Below are 25,634 nucleotides of genomic sequence, written 5' to 3' on the forward strand. Positions count from 1 at the left end.
TCCTGGGCGCCGTGCGGCCGTGCCGCACGGATGGCTCGCATACTAAGCGGTCGCTTGGCCTGACGGAACCAGGCGCTCAGGACTTCTTGGGCCGCGCCCGTACGTGCATCCGTTCGCCCTGCGGCCCGAACAGGCTCAGGAACTCCACCGGACGGCCGTCCGCGGGCCCGAACCAGTGCGGGACCCGCGTGTCGAACTCGGCGGCCTCCCCCGCCGCGAGCACCACGTCGTGGTCGCCGAGGATCAGCCGCAGCCGCCCCGAGAGCACATAGAGCCACTCGTAGCCCTCGTGCACCCGCGGGTCCGGGCTCTCGGCTCCGGGCTCCTGGACGACCTTGTACGCCTGGAGGCCGCCGGGCTGGCGGGTGAGCGGGTACAGCGTGCGGCCGTGGCGCACGATCGGCCGGGACCGGACTCGGGGGTCGCCGACCGGCGGGGCGCCGACGAGCTCGTCGAGCGGGACCTGGTGCGCGCGGGCGATCGGCAGCAGCAGCTCGAGACTGGGTCTGCGGCCACCGGACTCCAGCCGGGAGAGCGTACTCACCGAGATGCCGGTGGAGGCGGACAGCTCGGCGAGGGTCGCGCCGCGTTCCCTGCGGATGCGGCGCAGACGCGGGCCGACCTCGTCGAGCACGGAGGCGATGCGTTCGTCTTCGGTCATTTTCCTATTGCAGAAACGGCAACTCGGTTTGTCAAATGTGGAGCCGGAAGCAACCCTCGACATATGAACGAGAGCACGCACACCGAGAACCGGAACGAGCGCGGGACCGAGAACCGGACGTACGACGTGGTGGTGGTCGGCGGCGGCGCGGCCGGCCTCAGCGCCGCCCTGGTCCTGGGCCGGGCACGGCGCGCCACCCTGGTGGTCGACGCCGGGGAGCCGCGCAACGCCCCCGCCGCCCATATGCAGGGCTACCTCTCCCGGGACGGGATGAACCCGGCGGAGCTGCTGGCCGTGGGACGGCGGGAGATCGCCGCGTACGGGGTGGAGTGGACGCGGGGGCTGGTGACGGCGGCCGTGCCGGACGGGCCGGAGGGTGCCGACGGGCGGGACGGCTTCACCGTGACGCTCGCCGACGGGCGGATGCTCCGCGCGCGCCGGCTGGTCGTGACGACCGGTCTGGTGGACGAGCTGCCGGAGATCGACGGGGTCGCGGAGTGGTGGGGACGGGACGTCATCCACTGCCCGTACTGCCACGGCTGGGAGGTCCGCGACCGGGCCTTCGGCGTGATCGCGCACCCGGTGATGCCTGCGCATCAGGCCCTGATGGTCTCGCAGTGGTCCCCCGACGTGACGCTGTTCCTGCACACCGCGCCGGAGCCGTCGGCCGAGGACGCCGCCCGGCTCGCGGCGGCCGGCGTGACGGTGGTGACCGGCGAGGTGGCGGGGCTCGTGGTCGAGGACGACCGGATCACGGGCGTACGGATGGCGGACGGGCGGATCGTGCCCCGCGAGGTGCTGTTCGTCGGGACCAGGACGGTGCCGCGCGACGGGCTGCTGCGGGCGCTGGGCGCGGCCACGCACGAGACGCCGTTCGGCGAGTTCGTCACGGTCGACGAGACCGGCCGGACGAGCGTGCCCGGGGTGTGGGCCGCCGGCAACGCGATCGGCGCCCACGAACAGGTGATCAACGCGGCGAGCGGCGGCTACCGGGCGGCCGCCATGGTCAACGCGGACCTGCTGATGGCCGACCTGGACCGGCGCGTGGCGGCGGCCGAGGGGTGAGGGAGCGGTGACACGGGGCGCGGGGGCGGCCCGGCGCCATCCCCGCGCCCGTCCTCCGCGCGCCGGACCCGCCCGCCCCTGCCGGGATGCGGCGCGTCTTCCGTTCTCGTGGGCCGCGCGCTATCGATGCGCCATGACGGACGCGAAGGACGACGAGACCGTGGCCGCACCCGGGCTTCCCGCTCCTCCCCCGCTCGGGGCGAGCGCCCTGCCGGCGGGGACCTACGCCGGGCGGACGGTGCTGGTGACGGGTGGGGGGTCAGGGCTCGGGAAGGCGATCGCCGCCGAGTTCGCGCGGCTGGGGGCGGATCTGGCGATCGTGGGGCGGACCGCCGGGCGGGTCGCGGCGGCCCGCGAGGAGCTGACCACGGTGGGCGGAACCCGGGTGGCGGCCCTGGTCTGCGACATCCGTGAGCCCGAGCGCCTCGCCGACGGCTTCGACGCCTGCGAGGCGGAGCTGGGCGCCCGGCCGGACGTCCTGGTGAACTGCGCCGCCGCCAACTTCCCCGTACCGGCGGAGGAGCTGTCGCCCGACGGCTGGCGGGCGGTCGTCGACATCACGCTCACCGGGACCTGGTTCACGACGCGGGAGTTCGCGCGGCGGCACCTGGCCGCGGGCACGCCCGGCTCGGTGGTCAACGTCGGTGCCTCCTACGCCTGGACGGGCGGGCCGGGCTACGCGCACTCGGCGGCGGCGAAGGCCGGTGTGAAGAACCTGACCGAGACGCTGGCCGTGGAGTGGGGGCCGTACGGGATCCAGGTCAACGGCCTGGTGCCGGGTCTGATGCCGCACGAGGACCTGCCGCCGGACATCCGGGCCAACCTCGACCGGGCCGGGCGGCCGGACGACCGGCAGCCCGCCCTGCGGGTGGGCCGCCCACGCGAGCTCGGCTGGGCGGCGACCTTCCTGGCCTCCCCGTACGCCCGCTTCGTCAGCGGTCACACCCTGGTGGTCGACGGCGCGAACTGGCAGCGCCGGTCCCTGGTCAACGAGCCGGTCGTGCCGGTGCGCACCCAGCTGGGGCGCGGGCCCTTCCCCGAGGCGGGCCCTTGTGGGACGGGCGGCCGGCGCTGAGCGCTGGGCCGAGCGGATGAAACCCGGGCCGGCGGGGCACACGGACCGGAGGCAGCGACGAGGATCGGACAAGGTGACGGGAACACATTCCCTCAGGGAAGGACGGGACTCACCCCATGCTCGGTACGGACTTCACGACGGGCTCCCCCAGCTGGATCGACCTCGGCAGCCCCGACACCGACGCGGCCGCCGTCTTCTACGGCCGGGTCTTCGGCTGGGACTTCGTCCCGGCGGGACCGGAGGCGGGCGGCTACGGCTTCTTCCAGCAGGACGGCCGTACGGTCGCGGCGCTCGGCCCGCTCACGGAGGAGGGCGCGAGCAGCGCCTGGACCGTCTACTTCCAGACCCCGGACGCCGAGGCCACCGAGCACGCCGCCGAGGCCAACGGCGGGACCGTACGGGTCCCCGCCTTCGACGTCATGGACGCGGGGCGGATGGCGGCCCTGACCGACCCGGGCGGCGCCGAGTTCGCCGTGTGGCAGCCGGGCACGATCAAGGGCCTGGAGCGGACCTCCGAGGACAACACCCTGGTGTGGGCCGAACTGCACACCGGCGACCCCGAGGTCACCCTCGCCTTCTACAGCGCGCTGTTCGGCTGGCGCTGGCAGGCGATGGACACGCCGGGCATGACCTACCGGGTCGTCTCCACGGCCGAAGGCGACCAGCAGGACGCCTCGTTCGGCGGTGTGGCGCCGCTCCAGAGCGGCGCGTCCCGGGCGCGCTGGGTGCCGTACTTCGCGGTGACGGACCCGGACGTGATCGCCACGTCGGTCCAGGAGAGCGGCGGTTCGGTCCTCATGCCGCCGACGGACGTCCCCGACGTCGGCCGGATCGCCTGGCTCGCCGACCCCTTCGGCGCGCCCTTCGCCGTCCTGAAGCCCGCGCCCACGCACTGACGGACGCCCCATGCGCGGAGGGACCGGTCCGAGTCCGCGGAACTGCTCGGCCGCCTTCGGCGGCGCGCCCCCGTGCCGCGGGATCAAGGGCCAGGGCGGGGGCGGAAGCCAGGCCACGGAGGCCGGAGGGCTGCGGGGCCCTCGGTGGCGCGCACGAGGGCGCCCCGGCCTGGCTGCCTCAGCGGCCCTCGAAGCGGGGTGGGCGGCGGGTCGCCTTCGCCGTGTAGCCCTCCTGGGCGTCCTCGGAGGTGAGGGTGAGCGCGGCGGCGAGGGCCGTGCGGTCGAGGGCGTCGGCGAGGCCCCGGTCGGCGAAGGCGTCGACGTTCCGTTTGACCGCCCGCACGGCGAGCGGGGCCGCCGCCGCGACGGCGGCGGCCGTCTCGGCGGCCTCCCGGTCCAGGTCGCCGACGGGTGTGACCCGCTGGACCAGACCGATCCGCTCGGCGGTGGCCGCGTCGATCCTGCGGCCGGTGAGCGCCAGGTACTTGGCCCAGCCCGCCCCCGCCTCGCGGGCGATCCGCAGGTCGCCGCCCGCGTCCACGGCGACGCCGATGCCGGTCTCGGGCAGGCCGAAGACGGCGTCCTCGGCGGCGATGCGGACGTCGGCCATCAGGGCGAGTTCGAAGCCGAAGCCGAGGCAGAAGCCCTGCACGGCGGCGACGACCGGCTGCGGCAGCCGGGCGAAGGCGGCGAACCGCTCGTGGGCCCAGCGGATGCCCTCGGCGTAGCGGTGGGCGCGCTCGGCGGCCGAGCGCCCGGTGATGCCCCCGCCGGGCGCGGTGACGTCGATGCCCGCGCAGAAGGCCCGGCCCTCGGCGCGCAGCAGCACCACCCGGATCCGCTAGTCGAAGCGGATCCGGTCGGCGAACACCCCGAGCTGCCGACTCGCCTCCCAGCTCCAGCCGTTGAGCTTCTCCGGGCGGCACAGGGTGAGCACCCCGATGCCGTCCTCGATCCGGAGGGAGAGGCGCTCCTCGCCCTCCGGGATCGTGTGGTCGAGCGTGTCGATCACCGTGCACCCCCGGGTTACTGACGGACGATCAGGTCAGGCGGACCGGTCAGGGAGCCTAGCCGGGGGCCGTCAGCGGGGGAACACCTCGAACGCCACCGCCGGGCGTCCGCCGAAGCGGGCGGCGGCACGGCCGGTCGACTCGGCGACGAACGCGCGGCAGTACTCCTCCGCGTCCTGGTCGGTCAGCGCCTCGATGTACGTGCGGTGGGCGAGGAGCGAGCGGGTGGCGCGCTCCAGGCCCGGGCGGGCGTCGACGGCGTGGGTCGGCAGGTGGGAACCGGCGACGGCCACCCAGCGGACCCCGGTCCAGGGGTCGAGGCCCTGCTCGGTCAGCTCGGGGAAGATCCAGCGGTTGCCCGCGTCCGCCGCCGCGTCGAGGGTGGCGCGCCCGACGGCACGGTGGTCGGGGGTGTTCCAGAAGCCGCCGGGCCCCGGGCCCCAGGTGTCGCGGTGGTTGAGGGTGATCACGAGCTCGGGCCGGTGGCGGCGGACGGCCGCGGCGATGTCACGGCGCAGCCCGAGCCCGTACTCGATCACCCCGTCCCGGTGGTCGAGGAACTCCACGGCCTCCACGCCCACGACCGCCGCGCTGTCCCGCTGCTCCCGCTCGCGCAACGGGGCGCAGGTGGCCGGGTCGAGGCCGTCGATGCCCGCCTCGCCGCGCGTGACGAGCAGGTACGTCACCTCCTTGCCCGTGTCCGTCCAGCCCGCAACGGCGGCGGCGCAGCCGTACTCGAGGTCGTCGGGGTGGGCGACGACGGCAAGGGCGCGCTGCCAGTCGGAGGGCATCTCTTCCAGCTGCGGCGGGTCCTGTTCGATCTTCTCGCTCATGGCCGCAGAATACGGCCCGAGGAGTGGGGAGTTCAGCGGCTCAGCGGGCGCCGGCGAGGATCACGGAACGGGTCAGGTTGCGGGGCCGGTCGGGGTTGAGGCCGCGGCGGCCGGCGAGGGCGACGGCCAGGCGCTGGGCGCGCACCAGGGCGGCGACCGGGTCGACGGCGTCGGCGACGAAACGCGCGCCGGTGGCGAGGACCTCGTCGGCGAGACCGGACGGGACGGGGCCGACGCACCAGACCAGGCTGCCGGGGTCGCTGATGCTGATGGGACCGTGGCGGTACTCCATCGCCGGGTACGACTCGGCCCAGGCGCGTGCGGCGCCGCGCAGCTTGAGGGCGGCCTCGTCGGCGAGGCCGACGGTCCAGCCGGTGCCGAGGAAGGTGAACTGGCGGTGCGTCGTCCAGGCGGCGGGCAGCGGCTCGTAGAGGGCGAGTTCGGCGTCCGTGATCGACGGGGCGAGGTCGACGCCGAGTCCGGCCCGCAGCAGCTGGAGGGCGGTGGTGGGGAACCGGGTCTGGACGACGGAGCGTTCGTCGGCGAAGGCGAGGTCGAGGACCGCGTCGGCCCGGCGCGCCGCGGGGCTGTCCGGGACCGCGGTGAGGACGAGCGTCGGGATCCGGCCGGCGGCGCCGTCGAGCAGGGCGGCGACCTCGGTCGTGGTGCCGGAGCGGGTGAGGGCGACGATCCGGTCGTAGCGGCGGCCGAGCGGGGTCGGGTCGGAGGCCGGGAAGGCGTCGGTCTCGCCGGCGCCCAGGGACTCGCGCAGCGCCGCGTAGGAGCGGGCGATGAAGTACGAGGTGCCGCAGCCGACGACGGCGACCCGCTCACCGGGGCGGGGCAGCAGCTCGGCCCGTTCGGCGGCGAGGCGGGCGGCGCGGCGCCAGCAATCGGGCTGAGCGGCGATCTCGGTGTCGACATGGGTGGTCATGGCGTCCGGTTTCCTCTCTCGGGGCTCCGGACGGATGTCTATCGCCCGTCGGCCTGACGCACCATGAGCAATCAGTGAGCACCGCTTGGACTTTTGTCCGCGATGCGGTCGGGGGCCGCGCCGCAGGAGGCGCGGACGACCAGCCGGGGCCGCAGTTGCACCTGGTGCAGGGGCGAGGCGTCTCCCTCGGCGAGCCGCCGCAGCAGGATCCGCGCGGCCAGCCTGCCGACCTGGAACTTGGGCGGCGACACGGCGGTCAGCGGGGTCTCGGCGACGTCCGCGAACTCGTTGTCGTAGCTGATCAGGGCGAGGTCGTCGGGGACCCGCAGTCCGGCCCGGCGGGCGGCGGCGAGCACCAGCGCGGCCTCGCGGTCGCCGAAGCAGAGCGCGGCGCTGACCCCGGCCTCGCGCAGGGCGGCCACCGCCCGGTCGGCGCGCTCGGGGTTCCACTCCCCCATCACGTCGCTCTGCCGGTGGGGCGACGCGGGCAGGCCGAGGTCGGCGACGGCGCGGGCGAAGCCGGACTCGATGGGGGCGGTGGTGGGCGCGTCGGAGCGGACGACGAGGCCGAGCCGCCGGTGCCCGAGCGCCCGCAGATGGCGTACGGCGTCGTAGGCGCCGCCCTCGTGGTCGGTGCACACGTGCTCGGTGGGGTCGCCGGGCCCGTGGGCGGCGAGCCGCCGCTCGACGAGGACGGCGGGCACGGGCAGGGCGAGCAGTTCCTCGGCCCGCCGCCCGGGGTCGATGGCGGTGTGCAGGGTGGGCACGAGGAGCAGCCCGTGGACGCCGGCGGTCAGCAGACGGGCGACGGCGGCGTCCTCCTCGGCCGGGTCGTAGTGGGAGCAGGCGAGGACCAGCCGGGCGCCGGCGGCGGTGAGTTCCTGCTCGATGCCGTGGAGGACGCGCGGGTAGTAGAAGGCGGTGTCGGGGACGAGGACGCCGACCACGCTGCGGTCGGGGCGGTCCTCCTCGGTGCGCGGGGCGGCGAAGGTGCCGGCGCCCTGGCGGCGTTCGACCAGACCGAGGGCGACCAGGTCCTCGTAGGCGCGGCGGACGGTGGTCACCGACACGCCGGTGTCGGCCGCGAGGGCCCGCTCGGTGGGGAGTTTGCTGCCCGGCGGCCAGGTCCCGTCGAGCATGCCGCGGCGGAGCTGGGCCACGAGGGCCCGGAACTTCAGTTCGCGTCCGGACGCGGGCGCGGGAATCCCTCCGTGTGCCATCGGGCCCCCTCGTGCTCCGACCGTCGACCGCCGGCCACCGCCGCTGATCGATTGCGCCGCGAATCCTATCCCCGCGCCCGCGGATTGCTCCCGCTCGGAACGCGGGCTTCCGTCCGGCGTCGCGCGCCGATCCCGCCGAGCACGCCACCCCTCGCCCTCTACATGTGTAGAGTGCGGCTCATGAGTGGAATCGCAGGCACGTACGTTCCTCGTCCGCACTTCGGATCGCGCTATCAGACCGTCATCCCCGCTCCCCTGGAGACGGTGTGGACGGCATGGCGGACGATGGAGCAGCCCGGCGGGGAGGGCTGGGGGCCGGTCGTCCGGGCCCTGTTCGCCCTACGAGGGTGGCTCGGCCGCTGGAAGAACGGCCGTGACCAGGCGTCGATGACGGAGAACGGCTTGCGGAGCGGTTTCCTGCTGCTCGCCGAAGACGCCCCCCGAGAGATCGTCCGGGGGATCGTGGGGCAGTGGTGGACCATGGGAGCGGCCAACGGCCGGCCGGACGTCACCGACGCGCGCGCGTTCGCGGCCTTCGACGAACCGGGTTACGCGAAGGCCACGTTCAGCATGCGCTTCACCCCCGATCCGGCCACCGGCGGCACGAAGGTCGTGACCGAGACCCGCGTCCTGTGCCTCGACGACACCGCCCGACGTGCCATGGGGCGGTACTGGCGGCTCATCAGACCCTTCAGCGGGCTCGTACGCCTGCTGATGCTGCGCAGGCTCCGGCAGCGGGCCCTCGGATGAGCGGCGCCCGGAGTCCGCGGGTGCGGGCGCTGCTCGACGCGGCGGTGGGGGTCATCGCCGAGGAGGGACTGCGCGGCCTGACCCATCGTGCGGTCGACGCAAGGGCCGAAGTCCCGGCGGGCTCCACCAGCTACTACTTCCGCACCCGCCAGGCCCTGCTCGCCGCCGTCGTCGCGTTCATCGCCGAACACGAGGTGGCGGACATCGAGGCGGCGACCGTCTCCGAGGCGCTGGCCGACGCCCCGCCGCTGCTCCAGGCCGCGGACCGCTTCGCGGGCGTGCTCGCGCACTGGCTGGGCCCGCGACGGGACCGGACCCGCGCACGCCTGGAGATCGTCCTCCTGACCGCCGGGCGCCCGCACGACGAAGTGGGGGCGGAACTGCACCGCGTCAGGCGGCTGTTCGTGGACCGGGCCCGGCTCCTGGCGACGGCGGCCGGCAGCCCGGACCCCGAGGAGGGCGGACGGATCCTGGTGGCCTTCGCCGAAGGACTGGCCTACGACGGGGTGACCCGTCCCGGCCCCGACACCACCGACCGCGCGGCCCTGCGGCGGATGACGCAGAAGGTCCTGCGCACGCTCGCCGGGTAGCCGCACCCGGCGCGTCCCCGGCGCGTCCCGGCGCGGGGCGCCCCCTCGGGACGACTCAGAGCTCGCCCCGGGCCAGCGCGAGGAGCCGGTCGAGGACGCGCGGCCCGCCGGCCCGCACGCCGTCGTGCTCGAACTCGTCGGTGACCCAGGTGCGCAGGCCCCGGATCGCCCGCGCCGTCTCAAGAGAGTGGGCGGTGTCGACGTACATGTCGTCGTGGTAGACGACGGCGGCGGCCGGCACCTCGTTGGCGGCGAGCCGCGCGGGGTCGTACAACGGGGTCCAGTCGGTGCGCGCGGCGAGGTGCTCGGCGGTCTCGCGCAGCGGGCGCAGGGCCGGGTCGGTGGTGAAGTGCCAGGGGTGGATCGTCTCGCCGGTGAGGAGGACGGGGCCCTCGCCGGCGAGCGCCTTGGCGGCGTCGAACTCGGGGAACTCGGCGCGGACGCGTTCGGCGGCCCAGTCGGTCGGCCCGTGGCCGCGGCCGGGCCCCTGGGCGTAGATGGCCTCGTGGAGGACGGCGTAGAGCGGGTGTCCGGCGTAGGAGAGCTGGGCCTGTACGCCTTCGAGGAAGGCGTCGGAGAGGGCGGGGCCGGCCGGGGTGGGGACGAAGGCGTCCTCGAGGAGGAGGTGGAGCTGGTGGGTGCCCGTGCCGCCGCCGAGGAGGATGCCGAGGGACTGGAAGGCCTCAGGGGTGAGCAGGCCGCCGCCGGGCAGGGCGACCCGGTGCTCGTGAAGGTGGGCGGCGATCCGGCGGACCCGTTCGACGTCCTCGGGGTGGCGGGCGTAGTGGTCCTCGTTCTTGCGCCGGATGCGCGGGTAGGCGGCCCGGTAGACCTCGTCGGCGGTGGCGTGCAGGGACGGCAGGCCACCGGTGACGAGGACGGTCGCGAGGCCCTCGGGGGCGGCGCCGAGGTAGTGGGTGGCGCAGAACCCTCCGAAGCTCTGGCCGAGGACGGTCCAGGGGGCTCCGCCGGTCACTTCCCGGCGGACGAGCTCGCAGTCCCTGACGATGGAGTCGGCGCGGAAGTGGGCGAGGTAGTCGGCCTGCTCGCGCGGGGTGCCGCGCAGCGGCAGGGTCTGCCGGTTGGCGGGGGTGGAGTTCCCCGTGCCGCGCTGGTCGAGCAGGAGGACCCGGAACTCCTGGACCGCCCGGCCGAGCCACGCCTGCCGGCCGATGAAGCGGCGGGCGCCGAAGCCGGGCCCGCCCTCCAGGTACAGCAGCCAGGGCAGGTCGGTCCGGTCGGCCTTGTCGCTCGCGACGATCTCGCGTCCGTAGAGCTCGATCGACTCGCCGCCGGGGCGGTCGTGGTCGAGGGGGACGGTGAACCGGCGGTCGGTGAGGACGAGTCCGGGCTGACGGTATGTGGACACGCTGGCTGCTCCTGTTCGTGACGCCCCCGCCAGGACAGTGCATCACAGGGCGGGGGCGCACACCGCTTCAGGGGTCCGGCGGGTTCACCGGGTCGGGAGGCGGATCAGGAGGAGGGGAAGGAGCCGGGTCAGGAGGTGGGTCAGGAGGTGGGGAAGTCGTCCGCCGTCCTGATCCGGTCGCGGATCCAGACCCCGGCGGGCTTGAGGGAGCCGGTCCCGGTCCACGGGCCGTTGTTCGCGCAGGTCCCGCTCTTGAACACGGCGCCGCTGCGGTGGTCGTCGGAGTAGTTCCAGTTGACCCAGCTGATCTTCTTCGCGGCCATGAGGTCCAGGTACCTCTGGCTCATCGCGAAGTCGTCGACGCCCTCGCCCGCGTAGTTCTGGGTGCCGAACTCGGTGACGAAGACGGGCAGCTTGTCGGCCGCGCGGGAGAGGGTGTTCAGGTACTCGTCGCGGTGGGAGTACGCGTAGAAGTGGAAGGTGTACATGATGTTGGCGGCCTTCACCGGATCGGCGACGACCTCGGCCTCGCCGCCGCCCTCGGACACGCCGAAGGAGGACCAGGCGCGGGTGCCGACGAGGACGGGGGCCTCGGGGTCCTTGGCGCGGATGACCGGGATGAGCTCCTCGGCGTAGGAGCGGATGCGGGACCAGGCGACGCCGCTGGGCTCGTTGGCGATCTCGTAGAGCAGATTGGTCTTCGTGCCGTGGCGCTGGGCGATCTCGGTGAAGAAGGTCTTGGCGCGGGCGAGGTTGGCGTACGGGTCGCCCGGGTCGAGCATGTGCCAGTCGACGATCACGTACATGCCGCGCGCGGTGGCCTGGTCGATCAGGCCGGAGGCGAGCTCGGTGTACGTGCGCGGGTCGGTCTCGTAGCCGCCCTCCTGGACGTAGGTGGAGACGCGCAGGACGTCGGCGTTCCAGTCCTTGGCGAGGGCGTCGAGGGAGCCGGTGGTGAGGCACTGCGCGTACCACTGGGTGCCGTGGCTGGACATGCCGCGCAGCTGGATCGGCTTGTCGTGGCGGTTGCAGAGCTTGGTGCCGCAGACCTTCAGCTGGCCGTTGACGGCGGTGGGGGTGCCGGTGGCGGGCGGCGGGGTGGTGGCGGTGTCCACGGCGAGGTGGTCGACGTTGGGGCCGCCGTTCGCGGTGGTGGCGGTGGCGCGGACGGTGTTGGTGCCGGCCCTGAGGGCGGCGGTGAGGCTGGTGGTGGACCAGGTGGTCCAGGCGCCGGTGGGCCCGAAGGCCTTCTCGTCGGCGACGAGGGTCCCGTTGACCGTGATGTCCATGGGCCGGCCGGTGGTGCTGCCGTTGGCGTACCGGAGGGTCAGGGTGCCGGTGCCGGCGGTGGCCGCGTCGACCTTCCACTCAACGTAACCGCCGGTGGTGTTGTGGTAGTTGACGAAGCCGCTGCCGGTGAATCCGGTGTGGTCGGACTCGACCGCACCCTGCGAGACGGTGGCGGTCTCGGCCTCGCGGACGACGGCGGAGGCGGCCGTGGGAGCCGTGGGGGCCGTGGGGGCCGCCTCGGCGGTCGAGGGTGGGGTGAGGCCGAGCAGGAGGGCGGCGACGGCGGCTCCGAGGCCGCCGCCTATCTGAACCGATCGTGCCGAAGTCATGGGGGTCTCCGCGGACGATGGGACTGGAAGGAAACTTTCCTAACGGAGAGATAGCAGGAGCGCCGCCCCACCCACAAGAGTCATGACAGAGAACGCTGTTCAGCGGACTGACTCGTCCGCCGACCGCAGCGCTCGACGGTGGTGCTACTCCTGGAGGACGGCGAGGACGTTCCTCGCCGGATCGGTGAACCAGGCGATGGCCGGGCCTTCGTTGTCGCTGTTGCGGACGATGCCCTTGTCGTCGTGGTCGAAGCCCGGATACCGCCGGAACTCGACGCCCTTCTCCTTCAGCGCGGCGACGGCCGTGTCGATGTCGTCGACCTGGAAGTTCAGGACGGTGAAGTTCGCCGGGGCGTGCTGGTCGCCCTTCGGGTACACGAAGACCTTCGCGCCGCCGGCGAGGGTGAGGAACAGCATCCGCATGTCCCCCGTCCCCTCCTCGCCGACCTGAAGGCCCAGCGTGTCGCCGTAGAAGCCGCGGGCCGTGTCGATGTCGTCGACCGAGAAACTGCTGAACGCCGGGGTGCTGCCGAACAACACGGGTGGTTCTCCCTTCGGTGGGACGTCTGCTGACGTCCTCTCAGGGCACACCACCCGCACGACGACCGGCCGTCCCCGCCACGCGGAAACGGCCGGATGGTCCTCCGCCTGTCACCCTCGGGTGCGGACGCCCGGGTGCGGGGCACCGGGGTGCTGACGGCAGGGTGCTGACGGCGGGGGTGCGGTCAGGGGGCGATCGGGAGGCGGCGCTTGTGGTCGGTCAGGCGGTAGCGGCGCACGATGGAGGCGAAGGCCGCCTCGCCGACCGGCTTGCCCTCCAGGAAGTCGTCGATCTCGTCGTACGTCACGCCGAGCGCGTCCTCGTCGGGCTTGCCCGGGTCGAGGGTCTCCAGGTCGGCGGTCGGGGTCTTCCACACCAGCTCGGCGGGGGCGCCCAGCTCGGCCGCGACGGCGCGGACCCGGCGCTTGGTGAGGCCGGTGAGCGGGACGACGTCGGCGGCGCCGTCACCGTACTTGGTGAAGAAGCCGGAGACGGCCTCGGCCGCGTGGTCGGTGCCGACGACCAGGCCGTCGTGGGCGCCGGCGACCGCGTACTGCGCGATCATCCGCTGCCGGGCCTTGATGTTGCCGTGCACGAAGTCCTGGTGGTGGTCGTCGCGGAAGACGACCCCGGCGGCGCGGGTGGCGTCGAGGGCGGCGTCACTGGCCGGCCGGATGTCCACCGTGAGCACCTCGTCGGCCTGGATGAAGCCGAGCGCGAGCTGCGCGTCGTGCTCGTCGGCCTGGACGCCGTAGGGCAGGCGCATGGCGTAGAAGGTGGCGTCGTGACCGGCCGCGCGGACCCGCTCGACGGCGAGCTGGCAGAGCCGTCCCGTGGTGGTGGAGTCGACACCGCCGCTGATGCCGAGGACCAGGCAGCGCAGCCCGGTGGAGGTGAGCCGCTCGGCGAGGAAGGCCACCCGTCGCTCGATCTCCTCGCGCGGGTCGAAGGTCTCGGAGACCTCGAGCTCCCGGGCGATCTGCTGCTGCACGGCGGTGGTCTCCGGGTCGGTCACGGAAAGCTCCTCGGTGGGGGTGCGGTGGTGCGGTGGTGTGCGGTGGACGTCCCGGGTCGACTCTATCCCGGGGCCCGCCGCCCTCCGGAGGCCCGCACGCCCTACGTGAGGCAGACCACTTCGACCCGTTGGACGAGGTTGTTCCCGAAGCCGCCCCGGTTCCAGGGCGCGGTGAGCGGCTGGGTGCGGCCGGTGGCGTCGGTGGCGCGGACGGTGAGCCGGTACGGGCCCGGGGTCGCGGTCCAGGTCGTGCGCCAGGCGGCCCATGCCCAGGGCCGGGCCGGGTCGGCGGTCACCTCGGTGTCGGTCCAGGTCTCCTCGCCGTCGGTGCTGAGCTCCACCCGCGCCACCGGGCCGTGCCCGGACCAGGCGCGGCCGGCGAGCGGGACGGGGCCCGGGCGGACGACGCGGGCGCGGGACATGAAGTCGGGGAAGCCGGGCGGGATCATCAGAGCGCGGGGCGCGACGACGTCGACCGCTTCGCCGGGCTCGTCGGGGTCCTGCCGGTAGCGGTAGGCGACGGTCTGCTGGAAGCCGGTGAACGGGGTGTCGGTGACGGTGATGTCGCGCAGCCACTTCACCGAGGCCATGCCGTACCAGCCGGGCACGACCAGGCGCAGCGGGTGGCCGTGCTGGGGCGGCAGCGGGGCGCCGTTCATGGCGTACGCCACGAGCACGTCCCGGGCCGGGTCGGCGGCGACCGTCAGGGGCAGGGCGCGCCGGTAGTCCTGCTCGACGCCGCGTTCGACGCCGTGGTCGGCGCCGGTGAAGACGGCCTCGACGGCGCCCTCGCCGACCTCCGCCTCGGCCAGCAGGGCGGCCAGCGGGACGCCGGTCCAGTCGGCGGTGCCGACGGCCTCGACGAGCCAGGGCTGGCTGATCGGGCGCGGGGCGAGGCGGGCGCGGCCGTTGCCGGCGCACTCCAGGGTGACCCGGTGGGTGACGGCCGGCCGTTCGCGCAGTGCGGCGAGGTCCAGCGAGAGGGGGCGGCGGACCCGGCCGCCGACGGTGAGCCGCCAGTCGTCGGCGGTGGTGGCGGGGATGTCGTAGTGGACGAGGACGTAGTGCAGGCCGGGCGGGGTGGTGTCGTAGCGCAGCGCTTCGAGGGGAAGACCGTGGTTTCGGGCGGCGAGGGCCAGCTCCGCGCCGCTGATGCCCTCGTCGGACCCGGCGAGCCGGCCGGGCGCGCTGACGTCCCTGAGGTCCGGCGCCGCGTGGGCGCGGCTCGGGGCCGCGCGAGCCGGGGCCGTGGCCGGGATCGGGTCCGTGGCCGGGATCGGGTCCCTGGCCGTGGCGTGGGGCTCGGCCGGGGCCGGGGTCGAGGGGGCGTGGTCCGGTGGGGTGGGGGCGCGGTCCGATGGGGTGGGGACGCGGTCCGGGGTGCCGTCCATGTCTTCATGGTGCGCCGCCGGGCGGCCCGTCTCATCCGCTGGCGGGTGGAGCGTCATCCGGCCGGTTCGACGCTCACCGTGATCGTGTGCAGTCCGGTCGCCCCGTCCGGCATGGTGTCGGCGCGTGCCTCGGTCTGCGCCGCTCCGGTGCCGTCGACGGCGCGCACGGTGAGGGTGTGCCGGCCGGGGGTGGCCTGCCAGCGGTGGACCCACTGGCGCCAGGTGTCGGGGCTGTCCTCGGCCCCGAGCTCCGCTTCCCGCCAGGGGCCGTCGTCGACCCGGACCCGCACCCCCGAGATCCCCCGGTGCTGGGCCCAGGCGACGCCCGCCACGGCGACCGGCCCGGCGGTGAGGCGGGCTCCGTCGCGGGGGGTGTCGATCCGCGACTGCGTCTTGACGGGGGCGCGGGCCGCCCAGCCGCGCGGCACCCAGTAGGCGTCGTACGCGGCGAACGTGGTCAGTTCGATGGAGGCGATCCATTTGCACGCGGAGACGTAGCCGTAGAGGCCGGGCACGATCATCCGGACGGGGAAGCCGTGGGTGAAGGGCAGCGGTTCGCCGTTCATGCCGAAGGCGAGGAGCGCGTCGCGGCCGTCCATGACCTCCTCGACGGGCGTGCCGATGGTCATGCCGTCCACGGAACGGGCCACGAGCTGGTCGGCGGGGCCGCCGGCGGACGGCGGGCGGACCCCGCAGTCGCGCAGCAGGTCGGCGAGGCGCACCCCGAGCCAGCGGGCGTTGCCGACGAGGGAGCCGCCGACCTCGTTGGAGACGCAGGCGAGGGTGATGTCCCGCTCGACGACCTCGCGGCGCATCAGCTCGGGCAGGGTGAAGGTGCGTGCGTCCGCGACTCCCGCGCCGTGGACGCGGAGTCGCCAGCCGCCCGCGTCGACGCGCGGGACGACGAGGGCGGTGTCGACGCGGTAGAAGTCGCGGTTGGGGGTCACGAAGGGGCTGATGCCGTCGACGTCGAGCTGGGCCCCGGCCGGGACGGCGGGCGCGGGCGAGGCGGGCCGGGGCAGCCGGAGGGCGTTGCGGGAGGCGGTGGCGTTCCCGGACCGGGTGGATCCGACGGTACGGGCCAGGGCCATGGCTCCGGTCGCGCCCACGGCCACGCCCGCGCCGGCGACCAGGAACCGGCGCCGACCCCCCGTCGTCGCCCCCGCCCCCGTCGTCGCCCCCGCCCCCGTCGTGGCCCGCCGCGTCAGGAGCCACAGCAGCACCATGGCGGCGAGCGCCCCGGCGAGCGAGGGCAGCGCGTCGGCGGCCGACTCGGAGTCGGGCCGTGTCACCGCCGCGAGCGCCCCGAACACCCCGACGGCGGCCACCCCGGCGAGGGCCGCGCCGAGGTGCCGGAGCGCGAGCCGCCCGAGCACGGCGGCGAGGGCGGCGAGCAGCACCAGGATGCCGAACTCCAGGACGGCCTTGTCCCGCGCGCCGAACGTGCTGATCGCCCAGTCCTTCACGGCCGCCGGGGTCCGGTCGACGACCGCGTCCCCGACCGCCGCCACGGGCCCGGCCTCGGGCCGCACGACCACGCCGACGAGCGCGGCGACCGCGAGCCCGCCGTAACCGGCGAGGATGCCGCCGAGCGCGGCGAGAAGACGGTCGGTGCGGGTCGGAGCGGCGGGTTCGGAGGGCGGAGGCGGTGCCATGGAGGAGTCCATGCTCCTCTCTTCGGCACGGGCCCGTCCCGGGCTGAACCGGCGCGCCGGGGACCCCGTCGCTCAAGCCGCCGCTTTCCTCATGGTCGCTTTCCTCATGGTCGCTTTCCTCCGGGCCGTTCACCGCCCGGTGGCCCGTGCTCCCCCGGGACCGCCAGTTCCTCCACCGCGTCGGCGCCGACCACCGCTCCCGTGGACTTCTTGGCGCGGCGCAGTCGGGCCTCCAGCCAGGCGGCGAAGGAGGTGAGCAGGAAGTTGAGGGCGACGAAGACCACGGCGACCACGGTGAAGCTGGCGATGGTGTTGGCGCCGTAGTTGGCGCTCATCGGGCGGACCGAGGCGAGCAGCTCGGAGAAGCCGAGCATCGCGCCGCCGAGGGCCGTGTCCTTGACGATGACGACGAGCTGGCTGACGAGCGCGGGCAGCATGGCGGTGACCGACTGCGGCAGCAGCACCTGCGTCATGGTCTGGCCCTTGCGCATGCCGATCGCCTTCGCCGCGTCGGTCTGGCCGGCCGGGAGGGCGAGGATGCCCGCGCGGACCACCTCGGCGAGGACGGACCCGTTGTAGAGGACGAGGCCGGTGACGACCGCGTACAACGGCCGTGTCTCGGGGCTGATGTCGGTGAACTCGGAGTAGGCCGCGTTGGCGAAGAGCATCAGGATCAGGACCGGGATGGCGCGGAAGAACTCCACGACGGTGCCCGCGCCCATCCGTACCCAGCGGTGGTCGGAGAGCCGGCCGATGCCGAAGAGCGCGCCGAGCGGCAGGGCGATGACCATGGCGAGGGCCGCGGCGATCACGGTGTTCTTCAGGCCCGGCAGCACATAGGTGCTCCAGACCCGGGAGTCGGTGAAGAAGGGCTCCCATTTGGCCCAGTCGAGCTGGTTCTTGTCGGCGAGGCTCCGCACCACCCACCAGACGACGAGGCCGAGGGCGACGAGGAAGACGAGGGTGAAGAGGAGGTTCCGGCGGCGGGCCCGGGGGCCGGGGACGTCGTAGAGGACGGTCGGTCTGGTCTTCACCGTTTCACCGCCACCTTCTTGGCGACCCAGCCGAGGATCAGCCCGGTGGGCAGGGTGAGGCAGAGGAAGCCCACGGCGAAGATCACGGAGATGAGGATGAGCTGGGCCTCGTTCTCGATCATCTCCCGCATCAGCAGGGCGGCTTCGGCGACGCCGATGGCGGCGGCGACGGTGGTGTTCTTGGTCAGGGCGATCAGGACGTTGGCGAGCGGCCCGACGACGGACCGGAAGGCCTGCGGCAGGACGATCAGCCGCAGGGTCTGGGTGAAGTTCAGCCCGATGGCCCGGGCGGCCTCGACCTGCCCGAGCGGGACGGTGTTGATGCCGGAGCGCAGGGCCTCGCACACGAACGCCGCCGTGTACGCGGTGAGCCCGAGGACCGCCAGCCGGAAGTTGACGACGGTGAAGTCCTTGGCGCCCAGGCTCACGCCGAGGGTCTGGAAGAGGCCCAGGGAGGTGAAGACGATGATGACGGTGAGGGGGATGTTGCGGACGATGTTGACGTAGACGGTGCCGAAGCCCCGCATGAGGGGGACGGGGCTGACCCGCATGGCGGCCAGCAGCGTCCCCCACACGAGGGAACCGATCCCGGAGTAGAGGGTCAGCTGGACGGTCGTCCAGAACGCTCCGAGCAGGTCGTAGCCTTCGAGGAAGTCGAACACGTCGGCCTTCTCACTTCACCACGGTGCCGATCTTCGGGGCGGGTTCGTTCTTGTAGTTCGCCGGACCGAAGTTCTTCTCCACGGCCTTGTCCCAGGAGCCGTCGGCGACCATCTTCTCCAGCGCCTTGTTGATCTTGTCCTTGAGGTCGCTGCCCTTCTGCACGCCGATGCCGTAGTTCTCGTTGCTCAGCTTGAAGCCGCCGAGCTTGAACTTGCCCTTGAAGGCGTCCTGCGAGGCGTAGCCGGCGAGGATCGAGTCGTCCGTGGTGAGGGCGTCGATCACCCCGTTCTCGAGTCCCGTCAGGCACTCGGAGTAGCCGCCGTACTCCTGGAGCTGGGCGTCCGGCGCGACCTTGTCCTTGACGTTCTGCGCGGAGGTGGAGCCGGTGACCGAGCACAGCCTCTTGTTGTTGAGGTCGGAGGGCTTCTTGATGGAGTCGTCGTCGGCGCGGACCAGCACGTCCTGGTGGGCGAGCAGATAGGGCCCGGCGAAGTCGACCTTCTCGGCCCGCTTGTCGTTGATCGAGTACGACGCCGCGATGAAGTCCACGTCGCCGCGCTGGAGCATCGTCTCGCGGTCGGCGCTCTTGGCCTCCTTCCACTCGATGTCGGAGGGCTCGTGGCCGAGTTCCTTGGCGACGTACGTGGCCACGTCGACGTCGAAGCCGGTGTACGTGCCGTCCGGGGTCTTCAGGCCGACGCCGGGCTGGTCGTACTTGATGCCGATGGTGATCTTGTCGCCCCCGTGGTCGGCCGGCAGGCCGGCGGCGTACGCCGTACCGGTGAAGGAGAGGACGACCGCGGCTGCCGCGGTCACCGCGAGCCTTCGGTTCCTGAGCGGGTTCATGGTCATCACCCCAACGGTGATACGGGTCGTACTCGGGCGGTGCGGGTGGTGCGGGTGGTACGGGTCGGTGGCGCGGGGCGCTGGGCGGCGCCTCGCCGGGTCCTCAGTGGTGCAGGATCTTCGACAGGAAGTCCCTGGCGCGCTCGCTCCGCGGGTTGCCGAAGAACTCGTCCGGGGCGGCCGCCTCGACGATCCGCCCGTCCGCCATGAAGACCACACGGTTGGCGGCGGACCGGGCGAAGCCCATCTCGTGGGTGACGACCACCATCGTCATGCCGTCCCGGGCCAGCTGCTGCATCACCTCCAGGACCTCGTTGATCATCTCCGGGTCGAGCGCCGAGGTCGGCTCGTCGAAGAGCATCACCTTCGGCTCCATCGCGAGGGCGCGGGCGATCGCGACCCGCTGCTGCTGACCGCCGGACAGCTGGGCGGGGTACTTGTCCGCCTGGCTGGCCACCCCGACCCGGTCGAGGAGTGTCCGGGCGCGTTCCTCGGCCTTCCTGCGGTCCTTCTTGCGGACCTTGATCTGGCCGAGGGTGACGTTCTCGAGGACGGTCTTGTGCGCGAAGAGGTTGAAGGACTGGAAGACCATGCCGACGTCCGCGCGGAGCGCCGCGAGGTCCCGCCCCTCGGCGGGCAGCGGCTTGCCGTCGATGACGATGGTGCCGGAGTCGATGGTCTCCAGGCGGTTGATGGCACGGCAGAGGGTGGACTTGCCGGACCCGGAGGGGCCGATGACGACCACGACCTCCCCGCGGTGGATCGTGAGGTCGATGGACTGGAGCACATGGAGCGTGCCGAAGTGCTTGTCGACGTCTTTCAGGACGACGAGCGCGTCGCCGCTGTCCGGGACGGACATGGCACCCTCCTGGGTCACCGCCCCCGCCTGTCGCTCCCTCCCTCTTCACGTTCATGCTCCGCCCTCCGCCGGACGGGCGCACGCCGGGCGGCCGCGGGCCCCGGCGGTGGTGGGCGGTGGCCGGCCGACCGGCATGCGGGACGGGCCGGGAAAGGTCTTGCCCCGGCGGCCCCCGGTTGCTTGGATCTTGCCCACCCAGGAACCGCGCACGATCCGGCCGGCGTCCGCGCCGACGCCGAGGAGGGAGCCTCCCATCGCCGCCGCCACCGTCCCGGAGTATCTGCGCGCCGAGGGCGCCGTGCTCACGGATTCGCTCATCCCCCTGGTGAACCGCTTCCGGGCCCGGCAGTCCGACGACGGCACCCTGTCCGCGCCGGACCCGTCCGACCGGGCGCTGCTGCTGCGGATCCGGGAGGAGGGCGCGGCCTGGTACCGGCGGCACGCGCTCGACGGCCAGGCCGCGGCGCTGGAGGCCGACATCGACGGCTGGCTGGCCGCCGGACTCGACAGCCGGCCGGACTTCGGGCGGTCCCGGGACGCGCTGCCCGAGCCGGTGGCGGGCGAGACCGTCTTCCTCCTCGCCTGCGGCCACGCCCAGCACGGCACCCCGCCCGGGGACGGCCGGCTCGACTGCTTCTTCGCCCTGTACGGGAAGACCCCGGCACCGATGCCCGGAGGCGACCGGGCCGGCTCGTCGCCGGTCCTGATCGCCGGCAGCGAGGGCTTCGCGCCGCCCGCGCCCGCGAGCGGACCGGCGCCCCTCCCGGGACCGGCCCCCGCTCCCGTACCGGAACGGGCGCCGGACGCCGTGGCCTCCGTCTCCGTCTCCGTCTCCGGGCGAGGAACCCCGTCGTGAGCGCCGCGCGCCCCACCCTGGTCCTCGTCTTCCAGCGGACCACACTGCCCTGGATCTTCGAGGCCGCCGAACGGGCCGGCATCGATCTGGTGCTCGTGCCCCGGCCCGACGAGGAGATCGCGGCCGACCGGCTGCCGCCCGCGGTCGTCGAGCTGCTGCCGCTGGACCCCGAAGGCGACCGGGCCGGGGCGCTGCGGGTCCTGCGCGCGCGTCACGCGGCCCGGCCGTTCCAGGGCCTCGCCACCCTGTACGACCCGATGGTGCCGTTCGTCGCCGATGCCGCCGAACTCCTCGGGCTGCCCGGGATCGGCCGGGACGCCGCCCTCGGAGCCCAGGACAAGCGGGTGATGCGGGAGCGGCTGGCCGCGGCGGGGCTGAACGTGCCCCGGTTCGTACGGATCGACGGTCCGGACGCCGAGCCGGGTCTGGCGGCGGCCGGGCGGCTGGACTTCCCGGTGGTGGTGAAGCCCGCGCACGGCTTCTCCAGTCTCGGCGTCACCAAGGCGGAGACGCCCGCCGCGCTGCGCGCGGTGGTCGCCGGGGTGCGCCGGGTGTGCGCGGCGAAGCTGGGTGTGGCGGACGCGGCGCTGGTGGTCGAGGAGTATCTGGACGGCCCCGAGTTCGCCGTGGAGTCCCTGGCGTACGGGGGCACGGTGCAGGTGCTGTCGATCGGCTACAAGGGCGAGCCGCAGGGCCCGTACTTCGAGGAGAGCGTCTACCGGGCGCCCGCCGAGCTGCCGGAGGCCGTGCGCGACGCGGTCGTCCGCGAGGTGGTCGCCGCGCACGCGGCGCTCGGCATCACGGACGGGCCCGGCCACACCGAGCTGCGGCTGCGCGGCGGGGCGAAGCCGTACCTCCTGGAGATGGGGGCGCGGATCGGCGGCTCCGGTGTCTCCCACTACGTCGCCTCCCGGGTCTCCGGGATCGACCTGGCGGCGGAGGCGCTGCGGATCGCGGTGGGCGGCGCGCCCTCGTTCCCGCTCGGGGAGGGGCTGCGGGAGCCGGTGGGGGCCGCGGCCAACTACATCGTGCCGTGCGGCGGCCACGGCCGGATCACGGCGCTGCACGGTCTGGCCGAGCTGCGGGCGGACCCGCGCGTCGACCATGTGGTGCAGATGCTCTTCCCGGGCGACGTGGTGCGCCCGCACCCGGACTTCACGGGCTATCCGGCGTTCGTGATCTCCCGGCACGCCCACCTGGCGGAGGCCGAGGAGTTCCACGCCCGTCTGGACCGGACCGTCCGCGTCGACTACTCCGGGGACACCGCCTCCTGAGCCGGCGTCCGCCGTACCGGCTCGTGACGGTCACCGGCTCGTGACGGCCCGCCCCGATCGGCCGTCGGGGCGGGCCGGGCTTCGCCGCAGGACACGGTATGCGGCGGGTGACCGGCCCGCCACCGGCCGTTCGGGGCATCCGGGGAGTGGGTGCGATGGGGCGTGAGCGTACGGCGTCCGGCGGACCGGCGCCCGCCGGTCCGCGTGGTGCCTGCGTACGGCGCCCGGCGGGCGGACACTGGAGGCGGACGCACCGCAGCCGCAGGTCCGAGGAGGTCCGCCATGAACACCGCCGCACCCAAGGTCAGCACTCTGCCGCGCGAGCACCGGGAGCGGCTGATGGCCTTCGCCGAGGACGTGTATTTCGAGGCCGGTGACCGGCTCTTCGAGGAGCAGGACCGCGCCGAGCGGTTCTGGATCGTGAAGACGGGCGCGGTCAGCCTGGACGCCAAGGTGCCGGGGCGCGGCAGGCCGGTCATCGAGACGCTGCGGCACGGCGAGCTGGTGGGCCTGTCGTGGCTGTTCCCGCCGTATCTGTGCCAGTCGGGCGCGGAGGCGACGACCCCGGTCAGGGCGCACGAGTTCGACGGGACGGCCGTGCGGTCGATGTGCCGGACGGACCCGGAGTTCGGCGCGTCCGTGATGTTCTGGGTGGGCCAGATCCTCGCCCACCGTCTCCAGGTGACCCGGGTCAGACTGCTCGACCTGTACGCGCCGCACGGCAGCGGGATCCTGGCCTGAGCCCTCGGCCGTCGTGCCGGGTCAGGGGCTCGCGAGCAGCCGCACGTACCAGTCCCAGAGTGCACCGTCGGCGTGGCTGATCTGGCCGCGGCGGGCGAAGCCGGCGCGCCGCGCGACGGCGCCCGAGGGGCCGGGGTCGGCGGCCGGGACCAGGATCACGGCGCGGCGGGCGCCCCGCGCGAGGGCGTGGGCGCAGGCGAGGCGGACGGCCCGGGTGGCGAAGCCGCGGCCTCGGGCGTCCGGCAGCAGGGCGTAGGACAGCTCGACGTCCCCCCGCGCGAGCCCGGCGGCCGCCGGGCTCAGCTCGACCCTGCCGACCACCCGTCCGGCCCGGATGCCGAAGGCCCGCGAGGGGCCGTGGGCGCGCCACGGTGCACGGGGGTGGGGGCGGTGGAGTGCGGGCATCGGGTCCGGTTCGCCCGGGCCCAGCGGTGAGAGGGTGACGACTCCGTCGGTGAGCTTCGCGTCTTCGTGCACCCCAGCGATCTTGTCGGCTCCGCGGCAGGTCCACAATCGGTATCCGGCCGCACGGGCGGAGCTGTCCGGAGACGGCCTCACCCGGACGGGCGTCCCCACCCGAACGGGCGTGTGGGACTGTGCGGCGGCCCGGCGGGTACCAGGCTGGTCGAAGACGCGGGGAGGGCCGGGAGATGGAGAGACAGACGGTGACCGAAGGCGTGGCGGTGGCGACGCGGGCGCGGATGTTCGCGCGGCTCGCGCTGCTGTGCGCGGCGGCGGCGGTCGTCTCGCTGTTCGTGCCGTTCGGGAGCGGCGGTCTGCTGATCGTCGGCCTCGGCCTCGTGGGGCTCGTCCTGTGCGGGGCGGGCATGTGGTGGTTCCTGGCGCACCGCGGACCGGTGCGGCTCCTCGGGGCACTGCTCGCGCTCGGCACGCCGGTGGGGATCCTGCTGCTCTACGTCAACGGCGGCCTGTGGCAGGCGGCGCTCACCGCGCTCGGCCTGTGGGCGGCCGCCCTGCTGTGCGCCCGCGCGGCCCTGCGCAGGCCGCACCGGCCGCCGGCGGCCACGCCCGCGGCGCGCCCCCGCAGACCCGTGCTCCTGATGAACCCCAGATCGGGCGGCGGCAAGGTGGAACGCTTCGGCCTCGTCGAGCACGCCGAGCGGCTGGGGGCGCGGGTGGTCCTGCTGGAGGGCGGGAAGGAGGACTCCGACGAGTCGGAGCAGGGCTCCGGGGTCTCGAAGGAGGGCTCCGGGGCTGCGGAGGAGGGATCCGGGGCGTCGGAGGAGGGATCCGGGGCGTCGGAGCAGGTGGACGTCACCGCACTGGCCCGCCGGGCCGTCGCGGACGGCGCCGACCTGCTGGGGGTGGCCGGCGGCGACGGGACGCAGGCCCTGGTGGCAGCCGTGGCGGCGGAGCACGACCTGCCGTTCCTGGTCATCAGCGCCGGCACCCGCAACCACTTCGCCATGGACCTGGGGCTCGATCGCGACGACCCGTCGCGCTGCCTCGACGCCCTCACCGACGGCGAGGAGGTGCGGGTGGACCTCGGCGACGTCGGGGGGCGGGCGTTCGTGAACACGGTCTCGTTCGGCGTGTACGCGGACGTCGTGCGACGGCCCGAGTACCGCGACGCCAAGACGGGGACGGCCCTCAACGTGATGCCCGACCTGCTGACGGGCGGCGACGGCCGGCGCTTCGACGCGGTCGTCGACAGCACCACGCTGCCGGACCAGCAGGCCCTGCTCGTCAGCAACAACCCGTACGACGCCTCCGACCCGCTCGGCGCGGGCCGGCGGCCCCGGCTGGACCGCGGTGTCCTCGGGGTCATCGCCCTCCGGGTGGAGGGCGCCGCGCAGGCGGCCGAACTCGCCGTGCGCGGCGCGCAGTCCCCCGGCCTGAACATCCTCGCCGCCCGCCGCGTCGAGGTCACCGCCGCCACCGCCACCCTCCCGGTGGCGGTCGACGGCGAGGCCCTGTTCCTGCCCACCCCCGTCGTCTGCACCCTGCGGCCCCGTGCCCTGCGCGTACGCGTTCCGCGCGACCGGCCCGGTACCGTGCCGCCCGCCTCGCCGCTGCGGTGGCGGCGCATCGTCGTCCTGGCCTTCGGCCACCGAGGAGAGTCCCGATGAACGAACCCACCCCCCACACGGCCCCCGACGCCACCTCCGGCGCCGCCTCCGATGCCACGGGCGGCACCGGCTCGGCCGTCCGGGCCGTCCTCTCGGACCTGCGCGCGGTGGACGGCGCCCTGTACGCGGCGGTGGCCGCCACGCCCACGCCGACCCTGGACCGGACGCTGCGCCGGCTCTCCCACACGGCGGACCACTCCAAGATCTCCCTGTCCGTCGCCGCCGCCCTCGCCCTGATCGGCGGCCGCGCCCGCACGGCGGCGATCGTGGGGATCGGGGCCGTCGCCGTGGCCTCGGCCTCGGCGAACCTGCTCGGCAAGCGGCTGGTACGCCGGGCCCGCCCGGACCGCGAGGCGGCCCGGGTCACCGTCGACCGCCACGTCCCGATGCCCACCTCGGCCTCCTTCCCGTCCGGCCACACGGCCTCGGCGGTCGCCTTCGCCACGGCGGTGGGCGTGGTCCTCCCGCCGGCGGCGATCCCTCTCGGCGCCCTCGCGAGCGCCGTCGGCTACTCCCGCGTCCACACCGGCGTCCACTACCCCGGCGACGTCGCCGCCGGCGCCGTCCTCGGCCTCGCGAGCGCCGCCACGGCCCTGGCCGTCGCCACGGCGGCACAAGCCAGGCGCTGACCGCCGGACTCCGGCCGC

The 25,634-nt window shown here is 74.2% G+C and carries 27 protein-coding genes; 10 read left to right on the top strand and 17 right to left on the bottom strand.

All coding sequences use genetic code 11. The features are described 5' to 3' along the window. Window positions 1-76: 76 nt before the first annotated feature. Window positions 77-661, bottom strand: coding sequence for a helix-turn-helix domain-containing protein (locus tag ACFY7C_RS03025; RefSeq protein ID WP_389642794.1), 585 nt, complete (start codon window positions 659-661; stop codon window positions 77-79). A gap of 63 nt (window positions 662-724) precedes the next feature. Here ACFY7C_RS03025 and ACFY7C_RS03030 point away from each other — a divergent pair, with 63 nt between their 5' ends. The 3 genes from ACFY7C_RS03030 to ACFY7C_RS03040 all read left to right on the top strand — a co-directional run bounded on the left by ACFY7C_RS03030 (window position 725) and on the right by ACFY7C_RS03040 (window position 3,697). Further along, window positions 725-1,726, top strand: coding sequence for an NAD(P)/FAD-dependent oxidoreductase (locus ACFY7C_RS03030; protein ID WP_389642797.1), 1,002 nt, complete (start codon window positions 725-727; stop codon window positions 1,724-1,726). A gap of 133 nt (window positions 1,727-1,859) precedes the next feature. Further along, window positions 1,860-2,801, top strand: coding sequence for an SDR family oxidoreductase (locus ACFY7C_RS03035; RefSeq protein ID WP_389642800.1), 942 nt, complete (start codon window positions 1,860-1,862; stop codon window positions 2,799-2,801). 116 nt (window positions 2,802-2,917) lie between these two features. Beyond that, entirely contained in the window at window positions 2,918-3,697 is a 780-nt protein-coding gene (locus ACFY7C_RS03040) for a VOC family protein (RefSeq protein WP_389642803.1), read from the top strand. A 178-nt stretch (window positions 3,698-3,875) separates the two neighbouring features. Here ACFY7C_RS03040 and ACFY7C_RS03045 read toward each other — a convergent pair whose 3' ends face one another. The 5 genes from ACFY7C_RS03045 to ACFY7C_RS03065 all read right to left on the bottom strand — a co-directional run bounded on the left by ACFY7C_RS03045 (window position 3,876) and on the right by ACFY7C_RS03065 (window position 7,694). Then, on the bottom strand, window positions 3,876-4,529 hold the full coding sequence (locus ACFY7C_RS03045) for an enoyl-CoA hydratase/isomerase family protein (protein WP_389642806.1): 654 nt from the start codon (window positions 4,527-4,529) through the stop codon (window positions 3,876-3,878). A 9-nt stretch (window positions 4,530-4,538) separates the two neighbouring features. Further along, window positions 4,539-4,709, bottom strand: coding sequence for a hypothetical protein (locus ACFY7C_RS03050; RefSeq protein WP_389642808.1), 171 nt, complete (start codon window positions 4,707-4,709; stop codon window positions 4,539-4,541). A 69-nt stretch (window positions 4,710-4,778) separates the two neighbouring features. Beyond that, window positions 4,779-5,540 carry a PIG-L deacetylase family protein gene (locus ACFY7C_RS03055; protein WP_389642811.1) on the bottom strand — a complete coding sequence of 254 codons (762 nt, stop codon included), beginning with the start codon at window positions 5,538-5,540 and terminating at the stop codon, window positions 4,779-4,781. Window positions 5,541-5,580: 40 nt separating this feature from the next. Continuing rightward, entirely contained in the window at window positions 5,581-6,474 is an 894-nt protein-coding gene (locus tag ACFY7C_RS03060) for an SIS domain-containing protein (protein WP_389642814.1), read from the bottom strand. A gap of 71 nt (window positions 6,475-6,545) precedes the next feature. Beyond that, on the bottom strand, window positions 6,546-7,694 hold the full coding sequence (locus tag ACFY7C_RS03065) for a substrate-binding domain-containing protein (RefSeq protein ID WP_389642817.1): 1,149 nt from the start codon (window positions 7,692-7,694) through the stop codon (window positions 6,546-6,548). 180 nt (window positions 7,695-7,874) lie between these two features. Here ACFY7C_RS03065 and ACFY7C_RS03070 point away from each other — a divergent pair, with 180 nt between their 5' ends. Both ACFY7C_RS03070 and ACFY7C_RS03075 read left to right on the top strand, forming a co-directional pair. Next, window positions 7,875-8,444 (top strand): hypothetical protein, encoded by a 570-nt coding sequence (locus tag ACFY7C_RS03070; protein WP_389642819.1) that lies wholly within the window; start codon window positions 7,875-7,877, stop codon window positions 8,442-8,444. Then, complete coding sequence (locus tag ACFY7C_RS03075; RefSeq protein ID WP_389642822.1) at window positions 8,441-9,034, top strand: TetR/AcrR family transcriptional regulator; 594 nt, start codon at window positions 8,441-8,443, stop codon at window positions 9,032-9,034. Before ACFY7C_RS03070 ends, ACFY7C_RS03075 begins: the two co-directional genes overlap by 4 nt. A gap of 55 nt (window positions 9,035-9,089) precedes the next feature. On the opposite strand, the gene ACFY7C_RS03080 is transcribed toward ACFY7C_RS03075, so the two are convergent. The 10 genes from ACFY7C_RS03080 to ACFY7C_RS03125 all read right to left on the bottom strand — a co-directional run bounded on the left by ACFY7C_RS03080 (window position 9,090) and on the right by ACFY7C_RS03125 (window position 20,026). Further along, window positions 9,090-10,403, bottom strand: coding sequence for an alpha/beta fold hydrolase (locus tag ACFY7C_RS03080; protein WP_389642825.1), 1,314 nt, complete (start codon window positions 10,401-10,403; stop codon window positions 9,090-9,092). Between the two features lie 140 nt (window positions 10,404-10,543). Beyond that, window positions 10,544-12,022, bottom strand: a complete 1,479-nt coding sequence (locus ACFY7C_RS03085) for a cellulase family glycosylhydrolase (RefSeq protein ID WP_389642828.1) — start codon at window positions 12,020-12,022, stop codon at window positions 10,544-10,546. 144 nt (window positions 12,023-12,166) lie between these two features. Then, window positions 12,167-12,559, bottom strand: coding sequence for a VOC family protein (locus ACFY7C_RS03090; protein WP_389645922.1), 393 nt, complete (start codon window positions 12,557-12,559; stop codon window positions 12,167-12,169). 188 nt (window positions 12,560-12,747) lie between these two features. Further along, complete coding sequence (gene nadE / locus ACFY7C_RS03095) at window positions 12,748-13,578, bottom strand: ammonia-dependent NAD(+) synthetase (protein WP_389642831.1); 831 nt, start codon at window positions 13,576-13,578, stop codon at window positions 12,748-12,750. Window positions 13,579-13,679: 101 nt separating this feature from the next. Continuing rightward, complete coding sequence (locus ACFY7C_RS03100) at window positions 13,680-14,969, bottom strand: sulfite oxidase (protein ID WP_389642834.1); 1,290 nt, start codon at window positions 14,967-14,969, stop codon at window positions 13,680-13,682. 53 nt (window positions 14,970-15,022) lie between these two features. Next, window positions 15,023-16,624: a molybdopterin-dependent oxidoreductase gene (locus ACFY7C_RS03105; RefSeq protein ID WP_389645925.1), complete on the bottom strand. Its 1,602-nt coding sequence runs from the start codon at window positions 16,622-16,624 to the stop codon at window positions 15,023-15,025. 104 nt (window positions 16,625-16,728) lie between these two features. Next, the gene (locus tag ACFY7C_RS03110; protein WP_389642837.1) at window positions 16,729-17,658 is read right to left on the bottom strand and encodes an amino acid ABC transporter permease; all 930 of its coding nucleotides are present in this window, start codon (window positions 17,656-17,658) and stop codon (window positions 16,729-16,731) included. Then, window positions 17,655-18,320 (bottom strand): amino acid ABC transporter permease, encoded by a 666-nt coding sequence (locus ACFY7C_RS03115; protein ID WP_389642840.1) that lies wholly within the window; start codon window positions 18,318-18,320, stop codon window positions 17,655-17,657. Before ACFY7C_RS03115 ends, ACFY7C_RS03110 begins: the two co-directional genes overlap by 4 nt. Before the next feature lie 10 nt (window positions 18,321-18,330). Beyond that, window positions 18,331-19,173, bottom strand: coding sequence for a glutamate ABC transporter substrate-binding protein (locus tag ACFY7C_RS03120; protein WP_389642843.1), 843 nt, complete (start codon window positions 19,171-19,173; stop codon window positions 18,331-18,333). Window positions 19,174-19,270: 97 nt separating this feature from the next. Continuing rightward, window positions 19,271-20,026, bottom strand: a complete 756-nt coding sequence (locus ACFY7C_RS03125; RefSeq protein ID WP_389642846.1) for an amino acid ABC transporter ATP-binding protein — start codon at window positions 20,024-20,026, stop codon at window positions 19,271-19,273. 187 nt (window positions 20,027-20,213) lie between these two features. Here ACFY7C_RS03125 and ACFY7C_RS03130 point away from each other — a divergent pair, with 187 nt between their 5' ends. The 3 genes from ACFY7C_RS03130 to ACFY7C_RS03140 all read left to right on the top strand — a co-directional run bounded on the left by ACFY7C_RS03130 (window position 20,214) and on the right by ACFY7C_RS03140 (window position 22,897). Next, a complete protein-coding gene (locus ACFY7C_RS03130) occupies window positions 20,214-20,882 on the top strand; it encodes a hypothetical protein (protein WP_389642848.1) in 669 nt (222 codons plus the stop codon). After that, entirely contained in the window at window positions 20,879-22,156 is a 1,278-nt protein-coding gene (locus ACFY7C_RS03135; protein ID WP_389642851.1) for an ATP-grasp domain-containing protein, read from the top strand. The genes ACFY7C_RS03130 and ACFY7C_RS03135 overlap by 4 nt, the downstream gene beginning before the upstream one ends. A gap of 282 nt (window positions 22,157-22,438) precedes the next feature. Further along, window positions 22,439-22,897 (top strand): cyclic nucleotide-binding domain-containing protein, encoded by a 459-nt coding sequence (locus ACFY7C_RS03140; protein ID WP_389642854.1) that lies wholly within the window; start codon window positions 22,439-22,441, stop codon window positions 22,895-22,897. Window positions 22,898-22,918: 21 nt separating this feature from the next. Here the strand turns inward: ACFY7C_RS03140 and ACFY7C_RS03145 are convergent, their stop codons facing one another. Next, window positions 22,919-23,374 carry a GNAT family N-acetyltransferase gene (locus ACFY7C_RS03145; protein ID WP_389642857.1) on the bottom strand — a complete coding sequence of 152 codons (456 nt, stop codon included), beginning with the start codon at window positions 23,372-23,374 and terminating at the stop codon, window positions 22,919-22,921. Between the two features lie 173 nt (window positions 23,375-23,547). Here ACFY7C_RS03145 and ACFY7C_RS03150 point away from each other — a divergent pair, with 173 nt between their 5' ends. Together ACFY7C_RS03150 and ACFY7C_RS03155 are read left to right on the top strand one after the other, a co-directional pair. Further along, a complete protein-coding gene (locus tag ACFY7C_RS03150; RefSeq protein ID WP_389642860.1) occupies window positions 23,548-24,987 on the top strand; it encodes a diacylglycerol/lipid kinase family protein in 1,440 nt (479 codons plus the stop codon). Next, window positions 24,984-25,616: a phosphatase PAP2 family protein gene (locus ACFY7C_RS03155; RefSeq protein WP_389642863.1), complete on the top strand. Its 633-nt coding sequence runs from the start codon at window positions 24,984-24,986 to the stop codon at window positions 25,614-25,616. The genes ACFY7C_RS03150 and ACFY7C_RS03155 overlap by 4 nt, the downstream gene beginning before the upstream one ends. Window positions 25,617-25,634: the final 18 nt, after the last annotated feature.

This window comes from Streptomyces sp. NPDC012769, assembly GCF_042901205.1.
Lineage (GTDB): Bacteria > Actinomycetota > Actinomycetes > Streptomycetales > Streptomycetaceae > Streptomyces.

Coding starts and splice junctions, on each gene's coding strand:
- ACFY7C_RS03155 (WP_389642863.1), top strand. CDS start 24,984: ATGAACGAACCCACCCCCCACACGGCCCCCGACGCCACCTCCGGCGCC.
- ACFY7C_RS03105 (WP_389645925.1), bottom strand. CDS start 16,624: ATGGCACCGCCTCCGCCCTCCGAACCCGCCGCTCCGACCCGCACCGAC.
- ACFY7C_RS03065 (WP_389642817.1), bottom strand. CDS start 7,694: ATGGCACACGGAGGGATTCCCGCGCCCGCGTCCGGACGCGAACTGAAG.
- ACFY7C_RS03040 (WP_389642803.1), top strand. CDS start 2,918: ATGCTCGGTACGGACTTCACGACGGGCTCCCCCAGCTGGATCGACCTC.
- ACFY7C_RS03100 (WP_389642834.1), bottom strand. CDS start 14,969: ATGGACGGCACCCCGGACCGCGTCCCCACCCCATCGGACCGCGCCCCC.
- ACFY7C_RS03070 (WP_389642819.1), top strand. CDS start 7,875: ATGAGTGGAATCGCAGGCACGTACGTTCCTCGTCCGCACTTCGGATCG.
- ACFY7C_RS03085 (WP_389642828.1), bottom strand. CDS start 12,022: ATGACTTCGGCACGATCGGTTCAGATAGGCGGCGGCCTCGGAGCCGCC.
- ACFY7C_RS03075 (WP_389642822.1), top strand. CDS start 8,441: ATGAGCGGCGCCCGGAGTCCGCGGGTGCGGGCGCTGCTCGACGCGGCG.
- ACFY7C_RS03140 (WP_389642854.1), top strand. CDS start 22,439: ATGAACACCGCCGCACCCAAGGTCAGCACTCTGCCGCGCGAGCACCGG.
- ACFY7C_RS03025 (WP_389642794.1), bottom strand. CDS start 661: ATGACCGAAGACGAACGCATCGCCTCCGTGCTCGACGAGGTCGGCCCG.
- ACFY7C_RS03055 (WP_389642811.1), bottom strand. CDS start 5,540: ATGAGCGAGAAGATCGAACAGGACCCGCCGCAGCTGGAAGAGATGCCC.
- ACFY7C_RS03150 (WP_389642860.1), top strand. CDS start 23,548: ATGGAGAGACAGACGGTGACCGAAGGCGTGGCGGTGGCGACGCGGGCG.
- ACFY7C_RS03035 (WP_389642800.1), top strand. CDS start 1,860: ATGACGGACGCGAAGGACGACGAGACCGTGGCCGCACCCGGGCTTCCC.
- ACFY7C_RS03060 (WP_389642814.1), bottom strand. CDS start 6,474: ATGACCACCCATGTCGACACCGAGATCGCCGCTCAGCCCGATTGCTGG.
- ACFY7C_RS03120 (WP_389642843.1), bottom strand. CDS start 19,173: ATGACCATGAACCCGCTCAGGAACCGAAGGCTCGCGGTGACCGCGGCA.
- ACFY7C_RS03125 (WP_389642846.1), bottom strand. CDS start 20,026: ATGTCCGTCCCGGACAGCGGCGACGCGCTCGTCGTCCTGAAAGACGTC.
- ACFY7C_RS03030 (WP_389642797.1), top strand. CDS start 725: ATGAACGAGAGCACGCACACCGAGAACCGGAACGAGCGCGGGACCGAG.